The following is a 13,019-nucleotide window of genomic DNA, read 5'->3' as shown; positions in this document are numbered from 1 at the left end:
GTAAGCGCTTTAAAATTAACAAACACAAGCTACAACAACACAATCACATAAATACACTATCTTAAGGCTGGAAATTAATAATCATGAAAAAACTCAACAAAGAAGATATCCGCCAGGAGGTTTTTGATCTTTACGATGATTACGCCCATAACCGGATAGACAGAAGGCAATTTTTAGATAAGCTTTCCACTTATGCCGTAGGTGGACTTACCGTAGCAACGCTTTCAAGTTTTCTGATGCCTGACTATGTCAATAAAATTCAAGTACAATCAAATGATCCACGTTTAATCAGCGAATACATAACTTACGATTCCCCGAAAGGCGGAGGAAAAATTAAAGGATTGCTTTCGCGACCCAAAGAAGCAAAGGGCAAACTGCCCGGCATTGTGGTAGTTCACGAAAACCGTGGCCTTAACCCGCACACCGAAGATGTAGCCAGACGTTTTGCGCTGGAAGGATTTATATCGCTGGCACCCGATGCCCTTAGCCCGTTAGGTGGCTACCCGGGCACCGATGATGAAGGCCGTTCCATGCAAGCCAAGCGCGACCGCAACGAAATACTGGAAGATTTTATAGCGGCCTTTGATGCGTTGGTAAAAAATGAACACTGCACCGGTAAAGTGGGTGTGGTGGGCTTTTGTTTTGGCGGATGGGTGTCCAACATGATGGCCGCACGCGTACCCGGACTCTTAGCAGCAGTCCCCTACTATGGTGGTCAGGCCCCGGTTGATTTGGTGCCAAACATCAAAGCTCCCTTACAACTGCACTATGCCGGTTTGGACACGCGCGTAAACGAAGGCTGGCCGGCTTATGAGGCCGCATTGAAAGAACATAACAAATCATATGAAGTTCATTTCTATCCCGATGTGAATCACGGCTTTTTAAACGACACTACACCACGCTTCGATAAAGCCGCCACCGATCTGGCCTGGAGCAGAACAATAGCGTTTTTTAAGAAGCAGCTTGGGTAAGATGAAGTCAGCTTAGGTATTATCAAATAGCTACCTTTAGCTATCAGTTAAATTTTAAGTAATGATTTACATTCGAGCATCAAGCCTTTTGAAACTATTTATCATTTCGCTTCTAATAATCATTTGTTTTGAAGCTACGGCACAACAAGACAAAGATGAAATTCTCAGACTTCGTGATGTTTCCAATGCCTCTTTGAAAAATTTTGATGATGCACATCTGAACATGCTCACAGATGATGTATTGATCACCACCGGTAATGGCACACTGATCCAAGGAAAGGAGAATCTAAAAACCTATATAAGCAAAGCCAGTGGTCCTAAAATGTATTGGGTACGTACGCCAATTGAAATAGAAGTGAACAATAAACTTGGGCTGGCATGGGAAACAGGAACCTGGAAAGGCTACAGTGAATCGGGAGAAAAATCGGTTACTGGCGGAAAGTACTCCGCTCATTGGTCAAAAATAGAAGGAGTATGGAAAATAAAATCGCAACTTTTTGTAACGCTGGAATAATAAAAAAAGCACTCATCATTAACTGATAAGTGCTTTTAGAAGAGCCCCCTGCCGGAATCGAACCAGCGACCTACTGATTACAAGTCAGTTGCTCTACCAGCTGAGCTAAGGAGGCGAAGTAATTCTGGTTTTACCTACTGATTACAAGTCAGTTGCTCTACCAGCTGAGCCCTGCCTGCCGGCAGGCAGGTAAGGAGGCGTTTTTTCGTTAATCGTTGCCCGTTATTTGTTATCCGCTCTACCTACCAACAACGAATAACGAACAACCAATAACTAATTAGGAGGTGCAAAAATAGCGGTTGATTTGTTCTTTGCAAATGCCGGGTTAAGAAACTGTGCGCAGCAGCTTGATTTGCTGTTTTAATTGTTTAAGGTGCTCGCTGGCCTCCTCTATTTTGGCATTAAATTCTTCCCTAACCTTTTCGCCATTCTTGGCCCGGGCAAAAAACTCCAGGTTATTGCGCCATACCGCAATATCATTCTCTACCCTCTGCATCTTCTTACGAATGGCCTGCTCCTTATGGTAAATTTTCTGATCGGCCATCGGATCGTTCCTCAAATCCTGCAATTGGTTTTCCAACACCAACTTGCTCTTCTCATCCTCTGAAACACCTTCCAGGGCCGCTACAAATTTTTCAGCGGCCTGATGGTAACGTGCACGGATAGTTGCAATGTACTTTTTAGGCACATAACCGATAGCATTAAACTGTTGTTCAAGTTCTTTCAAAAGTTCAGGATTGGCCGTCCGCTCCTCCGCGTGCTTTTCCAGGAGAGCACAAACAGCTTCCTTGGCTTTGAGGTTATCCTCCTGTTCATGGTCCTTTTTGCCCTGCTCGGACCTGCGGTTATCAAAGAAGAAATCGCAGGCCTGCTTAAACTCCTGGTAGATTTTTTCCCTCACCTTCTCCGGCACCGGGCCAATCTCCTTCCATTGTTGTTGCAAAGCCTTCAGTTCCTGCGTGGCTTTTTCCCAGTCGGTGCTCTCTTTCAAATCCAATGCACGCTGCAACAATTGATTTTTCTTTTCAAGGTTTTGTGACCGCTCGGCATCGAGTTTCTTAAAGAAAGCATTTTTATTTGCGAAGAATGTTTTAAAGGCCGTCCAGAATTTTTTGTTCAGGTCTTTTGCTTTACTGCGTGGTAACCCCCCTTTAACCTCCCACTTTTTCTGCAACTCCAGTATGTCTTTGGTTTTTTGGTTCCATTCCTTAATGCGGGCCGAATGAAAAGCAGCGAAAGGCTGAACCTCATCGGCCAAGGCCTGCTTAATGGCAAAATTTGCAGCCAGTTCCTGGTTAAGGTTTTTTACAAATTCATCCCTGCGGGCATACACCGCATCAGAAGCAGCCTTAAACCGCTGCCATACATTTTCCTTTTCTTCAATGGGCACTGGGCCGATATGCTTAAACTCGTGGTGAAGTTCGTTCAATTCACGAACGGCATTTCGAATTTCCGCAACCTCCTTTAACTTTTCTGCGCGCAAGCAAAGGTCGAGCTTGGCTTCAAGGTTCTTTCTTCGATCAAGTTCCTTAAGTTCAAAATAAATACTTTGGTTATCATAAAAGCGGTCTACCAAAGCGTGATAATTCGCCCACAAAGTTTTGGCTTGCGTACCAGGCACTGCACCAATGGATTTCCATTCCTTTTGAAGTTCTTTAAACTGATCAAATTGATCCTGCACATCCTGCGAATCGGTAAGGGTACGCAACTTTTCAAGCAAAGCCTGCTTCCGTCTCAGGTTTTCATTTCTTTGCTCTTCCTGGCTGCGCACAAGCTGGTTGCGCTTATCGCGGAAAGCTTTAAAGAGGGAATCAAAAGCAGCATCCAGTTCATCACCCCGGTATTCGAAGTCGTCAGCATTGCTGCCATCAAGAATAAAGCGGTTCAAGGCAAGGGTACGCTCCTGGTCACGGTGTTCATCAATGAAAGGCTTGATGTTCCTGAGTCTCCGTTCAGCACGCTGAACATCCGTTTCTTTAACCAGGTCTTTGACCAAGTCAATGAGTTGCGCTTTGGTTAATTTGCTGTAGTCTGCCTGATCGCTATCGTCATCGTGCGTTTCTTCCGCATGATCGGTTAAGTCGGCTTCCGTATGCAAAATGGTTTGTCCGCCATGGCTTTCATCCAACCCGGCCTCACGCACATCTTCCAACTCCGCTGTTTTTTCGTTCTCCAATTCCATGGTGTTTCAAGTTCTTCTGTTCCGATAGTAAAGGTACTAAAATTGGTCTAATTGAGCCGTGGATCAACCGGGTAGTTAGCATAAACGGAAAACCGGCCGCCCATGTTATCCAGGGCTTTTCGCCACATCATTCCCGATTCAGTTTCAAAGAGAAGGTCTTCAGAAACAAAGTTGCAAACGATCCACGAATTCTGCTCCAGTTCTTCCTCCAATTGCCCCGCATCCCAACCGCTATACCCTAAAAAGAATTTGATGTCGGCAGGGAACAACTGGTGTGTATCAGAAAGTGTCAAAACCTGATCGAATGTTCCGCCCCAATAAATCCCATTCAATATTTCAACTCCATTTTCAATGGATTGTGTACGGTGAATAAAATGAAGGGTGTCCTGCTGAACAGGGCCACCAACATATATTTCGTGATCGAAATTTTTTAATTCGTCCATCACATCACCGGCTTTCATAATGGATGGTTTGTTCAGCACAAAACCAAAGGAACCTTCTTCGGTGTGTTCGCAAAGCAATACAACGGTTCGTTCAAAATTAGGATCGGGCAGAAAGGGTTCTGAAATTAACAGTCGCCCTCGTTCAGGCTTGATTTTGTTCTTATAATTGAAAAATTCCACGTGTATTTGCCCCTAAAAGCCTTCAATAAAATACTTGTTAGGGTAGGATGCAAATTTTATTCTTTTAGGTGAACTTTCGAGTGAATTATGCAATGACCAATGTCCAGTATTTCCAACATCCGAACCGAATACACCAAAGCCACGCTTGATGTTGATTCCGTTCATCCGCATCCGATTGAACAGTTCTCCATCTGGTTTAATGAAGCCCTGGCTGCTAAACTTCCCGAGCCCACAGCCATGCACCTGGCCACGGTAAATGAACATGGAAACCCCTCTTCGAGAATTGTGCTATTAAAGGGCGTAGAGGATTCTAAATTTGTTTTTTACACCAATTACCAAAGCCATAAAGGAAAACACCTGGATAATCACCCGGCATGTGCCCTCACCTTTTTCTGGCCTGAACTGGAGCGGCAAGTACGGATTGAAGGCACAGTTTCGCGTATTGAGGCCGAACGCTCGGACGAATATTTTAAAAGTCGCCCCCGTGCCTCGCAAATTGGGGCATGGTCATCACCACAAAGCCATGTTATTGCCAACCGGGCAATATTGGAAGAACGCGTAAAACAAATGGAGAAACGATTTGAGCATCAGGATCCGCTACCACGCCCCAGGCAATGGGGCGGTTATGCGGTCGATCCATTAATGATTGAATTTTGGCAAGGCAGGCCAAGCCGCTTACATGACAGGATACTTTATGCTAAAGCCAATAACACATGGTCCATCAGCAGGTTGGCTCCTTGACAAAAACCTACTATTATATCTTATATCAGATCAAAAAGGTTTCGCACCCCAGGATACCTGCGGAGTGTGAAGCCTTCGCCATAGTTAACACCAATGGCATGACCAAACTCTATTGCGCGTGCCTCAATGAGCTTAAGAAATTCTGGTTTAGATATGTAGGTTTCAGGTTCTGTGCTTTGCGGATCGTACATCTGGCTTTTGTAGGCCAGGTACGAAGCCATTTTTACTTCCCAGAAATCTGAAATATCAACGATAAAATCGGGCTCAATAAACTGACTTTGGATATAATGATAAACTGCCTTCGGTCTCCAGGGGGCTTGTTGAAGCCCATGGGAATGGGTTTCGATCTTGGCCAGCCCAGCCAAAAAGCAGGCATCTGCTGCTAAAGCAGCCGCCCTCCCATGATCGGAATGGCGGTCGTGAATGGCATTGGCCAACACAATTGCGGGTTGGTATTTACGGATTGCAGTTATAACCTTTCGCTGGTGCAACTCATCATTTTGAAAAAAACCATCGGCAAGGCCTAAATTTTCACGGACAGATAGTTTTAGGATTTCAGAGGCTTTGGCAGCTTCCTTTTCGCGAAGTTCGGGCGTGCCACGCGTGCCCAATTCACCTCGTGTAAAATCCACAATGCCAACTTTATGGCCGAGACTGATATGCCTGGCTATTGTACCGGCACAGCACAATTCTGCATCATCGGGGTGTGCAGCCAGTACAAGGATATCAAGTTTCATTTATAATTAAATTAACTGACCAATTCAGCCTCGCGCGCAGCCAGGAATTTTTCGGCATCCAGTGCACCCATGCAACCTGTTCCTGCTGCAGTAACTGCCTGCCGGTATATTTTATCGGCTGCATCGCCTACCGCGAACACGCCTTCAACGTTTGTTCTTGTACTACCGGGCTGCACTTTTATGTAGCCGGTTTCATCCATTTCTATATAGTCTTTAAAAATATCGGTGTTAGGCTTGTGCCCGATCGCCAAAAAGAATCCTTGTATTGGCAATTCTTTCTTTGCACCGGTTTTGTTATTCACCACGCGAACACCAGTAACCCCGGTACCATCGCCTAAAATTTCTTCGGTTTCGGTATTCCAATGAATTTCTATGTTGGGTGTATTTTTAACACGTGCCTGCATGATTTTAGATGCGCGCATCTCATCACGTCTCACAATCAAGTGAACTTTTGTGCACAACTTCGCCAGATAGGTTGATTCTTCGGCAGCCGAATCGCCTGCTCCTACTACGGCCACTTCTTTTCCCCTATAAAAATAGCCATCACAAACTGCACAAGCCGAAACTCCACGATTGGCAAATTTCTCTTCAGAGGGGATACCCAGGTACTTTGCAGTAGCGCCCGTGGCAATAATCACTGTTTCTGCCTCAACCACATCTTTATCATCTATAGTCACCGTGTGCGGATAACCGGAGAAGTCAACCGATGTAACCAGTCCGTAATTTATTTTCGTACCAAAACGTTCGGCTTGCTTTTGTAAATCAACCATCATTTGAGGACCGTTAATCCCATCCGGGTAACCGGGGAAATTCTCAACATCGTTTGTCGTAGTCAACTGCCCTCCGGGCTGGCCGCCCGTATACAAAACAGGATTAAGCCCGGCACGGGCAGCATAGATGGCAGCGGTGTAACCTGCAGGCCCCGAACCGATAATCAATACTTTAACTTTCTCTGACATAAATTTTTAGGGTTAAAAGAAAGGCCCCCCTCATTTCTTTGAGACCCTTCAAATTAAATGCTTTTATGTATTATTAACCTAAGTAAGGTTTTAAAGCCTTACTTCTTGAGGTGTGGCGAAGTCTTCGTATGGCCTTTTCTTTGATCTGGCGTACCCGTTCGCGGGTAAGGTTAAACTTCTCCCCAATCTCTTCGAGGGTCATGGCGTGTTCACCATTCAACCCAAAATAAAGCGTAATAACATCTGCCTCGCGTTGGGTAAGTGTTGATAATGCACGCTGAACTTCCTTCCGGAGCGAATCGTTCATCAATCCCGAATCAGGGGTTTCTTCACTGTCGTTTTCAAGTACATCAAGCAAACTATTTTCTTCACCTTGAACAAACGGTGCATCCATGGACACGTGTCGCCCGGAAATCTTCATGGTGTCAACAACTTCAGCAGTGGTTACATCCAATACTTCAGCAAGTTCTTCCGGAGAGGGCTCTCGTTCATACTTCTGCTCCAACTCAGAAAATGTTTTGGAAATTTTGTTGAGCGAACCCACGCGGTTCAACGGTAGCCTTACGATACGGGATTGTTCGGCCAAGGCCTGTAGTATGGATTGGCGAATCCACCAAACGGCATACGATATAAACTTGAAGCCCCGCGTTTCATCAAAGCGTTGCGCAGCCTTGATCAAACCTAGGTTGCCTTCGTTGATCAAATCGCCTAAGGACAAACCTTGGTTTTGGTATTGCTTGGCTACCGATACAACAAAGCGAAGGTTTGCCTTTGTGAGTTTCTCCAGGGCAATTTGATCACCTGCCTTTATACGTTTGGCTAAATCAACTTCTTCATCCGGGGTAAGCAAATCAACCTTACCAATCTCCTGAAGGTACTTATCAAGAGACTGGCTTTCGCGATTGGTGATCTGCTTGCTGATCTTAAGCTGCCTCATCAGGTCCTAAATGTTAAGTGGTGTAACAATATAGAGCACAAAGATAGTTCCTGTCAACAAGCGGGGAAATTATTCAGTTTTCGCGGCCTCGGGTTTTGATGGCTTAGGTAACAATGCTTTACGTGACAACCTGAACTTACCCGTTTTCTTATCAACCTCAACCAGTTTCACTTTAACCTCCTCACCGACTTCCATTACACCTTCCATGCTTTCCAGGCGTTCCCACTTTATTTCCGAAATATGCAGCAAACCATCTTTGCCTGGCATAAATTCTACAAAGGCACCAAAGGGCATAATGGACTTAACTTTACCATCATATACCTGCCCGATTTCAGGCACGGCAACAATGGCCTTTATGCGCCTTAAGGCGGCATCCATTATTTCTTTACTGGTAGCAAATACATTAACAATACCCTTTCCGTTAACTTCTTCAATAACCACGGTTGCACCAGTTGTATTTTGTATGTCCTGAACAACCTTTCCGCCCGGACCAATGACTGCACCGATCATTTCTTTTTCAATAACTACGGTTTCAGCACGAGGCGTATGTGGCTTAAGTTCAGCCTTAGGGGCTGATAAGGTCTTCTTCATTTCGTTAAGAATATGAAGGCGGCCTTCCTTGGCCTGAAGAAGCGCTTCTTTGAGCACATCGTAGGTCAGGCCATCAACCTTTAAATCCATTTGGCAAGCGGTAAGCCCTTTTTCGGTGCCGGTAGTTTTAAAGTCCATATCCCCAAGGTGGTCTTCATCACCAAGAATGTCGGATAGGATAGCATACTTACCGGTTTTAGAATCGGAAATCATGCCCATGGCGATACCTGAAACAGGTCCCTTTACCGGTATACCGGAGTCCATCAAAGCCAATGATCCGGCACAAACTGTAGCCATTGAAGATGACCCATTGGATTCAAGAATGTCGGATACCACGCGGATAGTGTACGGGTTTTCAGCATCTGACGGGAGAACTTGTTTCAACCCGCGCAAAGCAAGGTTACCATGGCCAACTTCCCTTCTTCCTGGACCTCGGTTCGGCTTTACCTCACCGGTTGAGAAACCCGGAAAATTATAATGCAGTATAAACTTGTTCGATCCTTCAAACATAGCCCCGTCAATCATCTGCTCGTCAAGCTTGGTACCCAACGTAACGGTGGTAAGCGATTGTGTTTCACCACGTGTGAAAAGCGCTGAGCCATGTGCCGAAGGTAAAATATCAATTTCACTAAGTATTTGCCTGATCTCCTTAGTGTTACGACCATCTAAACGAATTCCTTCATTAAGCACAAGGTCGCGGGCAGCTTTCTTCTCAATATCGTGATAATAGCGCTTTACCAAATCTTTATTGATGGCTGAATCTTCTGGTAAAGAAGCCAAGTAATCTTCAATGATTTTTTTGAATGCCTTGCCCCTTTCTTTCTTGTTCTTGATCTGCTGTTTGGCAACAGCATAAACTTTAGGGTACAGCAGCGAATTCAATTCTTCGCGAAGTGCTTCATCGTTTACCTCATGGCAATACGTGCGTTTTTCGGTTTTGCCTAATTCTTTAGCCAGTTCAAGTTGCACCTGGCATTGAACTTTAATGGCCTCATGGGCCAACTTCAATGCTTCAAGCATTTCATCTTCGCTTACCTCTTTCATCTCACCCTCAACCATCAAGATATTGTCAATGGAGGCAGCAACAATCAGGTCGATATCTGCCCTTTCCTTATCGGCAAGGGTTGGGTTGATCACAAATTTTCCGTCTACGCGGGCCACACGAACTTCGGATATGGGTCCACCCCATGGGATGTCGGATATCGATAGTGCAGTGGAGGCAGCAAAAGCAGCCAATGAATCAGGTAGGGCGTTGGAATCCCCTGAGATAAGGAAAATATTTACTTGAGTTTCAGCATGAAAATCGCTTGGGAATAACGGCCGCAAAGCCCTGTCAACCAGGCGGCTAATCAGTATCTCGTAATCGGATAATTTACTTTCACGTTTCAAAAATCCACCAGGTATTTTACCAGTTGAGGCAAATTTCTCTTGATAGTCTACCGACAAGGGCATGAAATCCACACCTTCGTTTACGTCTTCTTTTGCAACAACAGTTGCGAGCAGCATGGTGTTGCCCATTTTCAATACTACAGATCCATCGGCCTGACGGGCCATTTTGCCTGTTTCGAGTGTGATCTCCCGTCCATCAGGGAGTTTGCAGCTTTTTGATGTTACAGTTAATGTCATAAAAAATCGGGTTAATGCTTGCCACGAAAGGGCACGCAGGAATAAAAGGTTAAAAATGCAAAAAGGGAACCTTGATTCAGATTCCCCTATGCTAAATATTGAATGTTATTTCCTCAAATCTAACTCTGCAAGTATTGCACGATACCTGTTTATATCGGTGTTTTGCAGGTAATTCAAAAGTCTCTTTCTTTTACCCACCAGCTTAAGCAAGCCGTTTTGGGTCGAAAAATCCTTCTTGTGATCCTTCAGGTGACTGGTCAAATGGTTGATCCTGTGGGTAAACAGGGCAATCTGGGACTCCGTAGATCCGGTATCCTTATCAGTCTTGGCAGCCCCGTGCTTCTTAAACAGCTCTTTTTTTGTTTCCGCGGTTAAATACATCGTTTTATACTCTTGATTTAAGCGGCAAAGATACGGGAATAGGCCTGAATTATCCAAAAATGCCTTCATTTTCCTTTTCCCCGCAACCTAAATTGCTCAAGCCATCGTGAAACCTTATCGAAAACAACATTGTAAAAATCAGCTTCAAAAAGGCGGGCATCAATCCGTGCTTGCCGCAAAAATATCAGCCCGATAAACAGCAGGATCACATCAGCAGCCCATACCCCAACTTCTACGCTAACGATGCCCTGTTTGGCCCACTTTTCACCAGTCATGGTAAGCAGGTAATACACAATAAAAAACAGGATAGAGACCAGGAACGGGACCCCTAAACCACCCTTTTTTATTATGGCCCCCAAGGGTGCACCAATCAGGAACATGGCAATACAGGCCAACGAACTTGCCAAAATCTTATGCCATTGTATCCTGAAAACACGCTCATCAACGGTGTAGAACTCAAGCGTACTTATAGAACCCGCTAATTGGGACTTTACCACTCGAGCTTTATTCACAGCCGAGGTGTACCCGCTTTTTTCGACCGATAGGGACATGATGCTATCTACCTTAGCCAAACGGGCTGAGTCGGTGAGTATACGTTTCTTTTGTTGCGCCAACGCTAACCGCTTTGATTCTTCCTTTTGCTGCTCAACCTGTTTTACCCGTTCCGGATTTCGCGCCCGTTTTTGTTGCAGAAGTGTTGGAGGTTCTATCACACGGGTTGTTGAATCATGCTCCACCATCGTTTTATCAATTAAAGAATCCGCAGCAATTATAGGCGACTGCAGGGCTGCTGGTGTAACTGAAAGTGCAGGATCGTCAGATGAATTGAATGGAGCATTAAACGAAGCCGAATCCTTCATATTTTTGTAACTCAGTAAATCAACCGGTAAGGCCACCGAATCTTTTCGGGTAAAATAGTTAAAGAAGTTTCTGTACGCTGCATAGTGGCTCAACTGGTAATTCATCTTTTCCCGGTTGAGCGAATCCAGGTCGTAATCAAGCTCGCGCAGGTTGCGCATAATACGGTTACCCTGAAACCACTTTTTCTCGGTACGGATCAGCCCAAATGAAGATAAGTCGAAAACAACTTGTGTTTTGGCGAATTTACTACGGCTGATAGTCTCTGTTCCATAAGCCACACTTTTGCCAACAACATCCTGACCGGCACTGGCCCCTTCTGTATAGTTGTAACCGTTGAACAACTCCAATTTCAGGTAACGCTCATTTAAAATCGTATACATCTTCCCGGAGTCGGCAATGGTCACGTCTTTATTTCCATCGTGCTTGCGATGGTCGTAAATGATAACATCCTTCAACGTAATATTGTCCGGAAACTTATGGTTGACCTTTATACTGATATCAGGGATGCCATTGTAAAAGGTACCCTCTCGTAAATCAAGGGCTGGTTTTTTTTGTTTGATATCATAGAGTAAGCTGTAGGCTTCGAGTGCAGCCTTGGGGACCAGGTTATTGTTTATGTAGAAAGCACATACCGTTAACACCAGCACAAAAAAGAAAATGGGCTGAATGGTACGTAACAAAGAAATGCCGGCACTTTTAATGGCGGTTAACTCAAAATGCTCACCCAACGCACCGAATGTCATTAACGATGATAACAAAACAGCCAATGGCAGTGCCACGGGAGTCATAAATACGGCAAAATAAAAAAGCAACTGACCGATAACATCAAAACCCAAGCCCTTACCGATGATGTCATCAAAGTATTTGAGCATGTGCTGCATCAACAGAATAAAAACTACCACCAAAAAGGTTAGGATGAATGGCCCCAGAAAGGAAGACAGGATTAGTTTGTCTAATTTTTTCATCAGGATCAAATGACCCTTTTAGGATCAAATAACACGCCAAAGATAACGGCTTGAAGCATTATTGGAATTGAACTACTACCCGCCTACGGTTTTCCGAAGGGCCTCAACCAATCCATCCCAAAGATCATTTAGCTCTTGCAGGTCATCAAAATCGGAATAGTCGGTAACTTTAAGGAAAACAGATTGCGTAAGCTCATTGAATTCGAGCCGAAGTTCAAAATACGCAGGATCTTTCTCGTCATCTTCATTTTCGGGCAGAAACTCGAAGCGGGCAAAATGATTGGTTCGGTGGGAAGCAAGCCGGGCTTTATGTTCTTCGTGATCCCAAATGAAATTATATGTTTTATCAATATTGTTGATGGTCACATTATCAGCAAACCACTCCGATAACCCGCTGGCTGTTTGGATATAAGGGTACAGCATCTTAATAGAAGCATGTATCTCATAATCGGCTGTGAAGAGTTTCTTTTTTGCCATGATTCGCATATGTGTTTGAAATTATAAGAAATATTCCGCAAGGGCAAAATAAAAATCAGTTTTGGCAGAATACGATCAATCTTTGTAAGTTTGCGCCCCTGTCAAGTGGAGCTTCAGGTTATCAGAGCGTTGGATTTATCGCTGTATTGGCAAAGATGAGTTCGATCATTTATAAGAGAGGTTAATTGGCGCGGTAGCTCAGGTGGTTAGAGCGTTGGATTCATAACCCAAAGGTCGGGGGTTCAACTCCCCCCCGCGCTACTAAATAAGCAGCAGTCCGCTGCTTTTTTTGTATCACTATTTTTCCAAGTGGGGCTTAAAATTCCATGGTCGCAACCACGTTCAATGCTGACGCTTTCGGTCAGCATCCTGACATTCGCTTTGACGCGAATCGTCAGGACTCCCCCCGCGCTACTAAATAAGCAGCAGTCCGCTGCTTTTTTTGTATCACTAT

Annotated in this window: 12 protein-coding genes and 2 tRNA genes; 4 read left to right on the top strand and 10 right to left on the bottom strand. The window is 44.7% G+C overall.

Translation table 11 applies throughout. From position 1 onward, the window contains the following. Positions 1 to 83 precede the first annotated feature (83 nt). Positions 84 to 971 carry a dienelactone hydrolase family protein gene (locus KIT51_09600; GenBank protein UYN85153.1) on the top strand — a complete coding sequence of 296 codons (888 nt, stop codon included), beginning with the start codon at positions 84 to 86 and terminating at the stop codon, positions 969 to 971. A gap of 223 nt (positions 972 to 1,194) precedes the next feature. After that, a complete protein-coding gene (locus tag KIT51_09595) occupies positions 1,195 to 1,485 on the top strand; it encodes a nuclear transport factor 2 family protein (protein UYN88550.1) in 291 nt (96 codons plus the stop codon). 42 nt (positions 1,486 to 1,527) lie between these two features. Here KIT51_09595 and KIT51_09590 read toward each other — a convergent pair. The 3 genes from KIT51_09590 to KIT51_09580 all read right to left on the bottom strand — a co-directional run bounded on the left by KIT51_09590 (position 1,528) and on the right by KIT51_09580 (position 4,290). Then, positions 1,528 to 1,600 (bottom strand) — tRNA-Thr (locus KIT51_09590). 210 nt (positions 1,601 to 1,810) lie between these two features. Continuing rightward, positions 1,811 to 3,667 (bottom strand): DUF349 domain-containing protein, encoded by a 1,857-nt coding sequence (locus KIT51_09585; protein UYN85152.1) that lies wholly within the window; start codon positions 3,665 to 3,667, stop codon positions 1,811 to 1,813. 47 nt (positions 3,668 to 3,714) lie between these two features. Next, positions 3,715 to 4,290 carry a YqgE/AlgH family protein gene (locus KIT51_09580; protein ID UYN85151.1) on the bottom strand — a complete coding sequence of 192 codons (576 nt, stop codon included), beginning with the start codon at positions 4,288 to 4,290 and terminating at the stop codon, positions 3,715 to 3,717. A 99-nt stretch (positions 4,291 to 4,389) separates the two neighbouring features. On the opposite strand from KIT51_09580, the gene pdxH reads away from it, so the two are divergent. Further along, a complete protein-coding gene (gene pdxH, locus KIT51_09575) occupies positions 4,390 to 5,031 on the top strand; it encodes a pyridoxamine 5'-phosphate oxidase (protein ID UYN85150.1) in 642 nt (213 codons plus the stop codon). A gap of 20 nt (positions 5,032 to 5,051) precedes the next feature. Here pdxH and bshB1 read toward each other — a convergent pair whose 3' ends face one another. The 7 genes from bshB1 to KIT51_09540 form a co-directional block, all read right to left on the bottom strand. Continuing rightward, positions 5,052 to 5,768, bottom strand: a complete 717-nt coding sequence (gene bshB1 / locus KIT51_09570) for a bacillithiol biosynthesis deacetylase BshB1 (GenBank protein UYN85149.1) — start codon at positions 5,766 to 5,768, stop codon at positions 5,052 to 5,054. 11 nt (positions 5,769 to 5,779) lie between these two features. Beyond that, a complete protein-coding gene (trxB, locus tag KIT51_09565; protein ID UYN85148.1) occupies positions 5,780 to 6,727 on the bottom strand; it encodes a thioredoxin-disulfide reductase in 948 nt (315 codons plus the stop codon). Between the two features lie 73 nt (positions 6,728 to 6,800). Further along, positions 6,801 to 7,664 (bottom strand): RNA polymerase sigma factor RpoD/SigA, encoded by an 864-nt coding sequence (locus KIT51_09560; GenBank protein UYN85147.1) that lies wholly within the window; start codon positions 7,662 to 7,664, stop codon positions 6,801 to 6,803. A 69-nt stretch (positions 7,665 to 7,733) separates the two neighbouring features. Then, positions 7,734 to 9,881: a polyribonucleotide nucleotidyltransferase gene (gene pnp / locus KIT51_09555; GenBank protein UYN85146.1), complete on the bottom strand. Its 2,148-nt coding sequence runs from the start codon at positions 9,879 to 9,881 to the stop codon at positions 7,734 to 7,736. 105 nt (positions 9,882 to 9,986) lie between these two features. Further along, on the bottom strand, positions 9,987 to 10,262 hold the full coding sequence (rpsO, locus tag KIT51_09550) for a 30S ribosomal protein S15 (GenBank protein ID UYN88549.1): 276 nt from the start codon (positions 10,260 to 10,262) through the stop codon (positions 9,987 to 9,989). Positions 10,263 to 10,327: 65 nt separating this feature from the next. Then, on the bottom strand, positions 10,328 to 12,088 hold the full coding sequence (locus KIT51_09545) for an LptF/LptG family permease (GenBank protein UYN85145.1): 1,761 nt from the start codon (positions 12,086 to 12,088) through the stop codon (positions 10,328 to 10,330). A gap of 75 nt (positions 12,089 to 12,163) precedes the next feature. Further along, a complete protein-coding gene (locus KIT51_09540) occupies positions 12,164 to 12,565 on the bottom strand; it encodes an ATPase (GenBank protein UYN85144.1) in 402 nt (133 codons plus the stop codon). A 187-nt stretch (positions 12,566 to 12,752) separates the two neighbouring features. Here KIT51_09540 and KIT51_09535 point away from each other — a divergent pair. Then, positions 12,753 to 12,826, top strand: a tRNA-Met gene (locus KIT51_09535). The last annotated feature ends 193 nt before the right edge of the window (positions 12,827 to 13,019 follow it).

Source organism: Cyclobacteriaceae bacterium, assembly GCA_025808415.1.
In the GTDB taxonomy this organism is placed as follows: Bacteria; Bacteroidota; Bacteroidia; order Cytophagales; family Cyclobacteriaceae; genus UBA2336.
The sequence above is the reverse complement of the archived record's forward strand: the minus strand, read 5'-3'. Positions and strand labels throughout refer to the sequence as shown.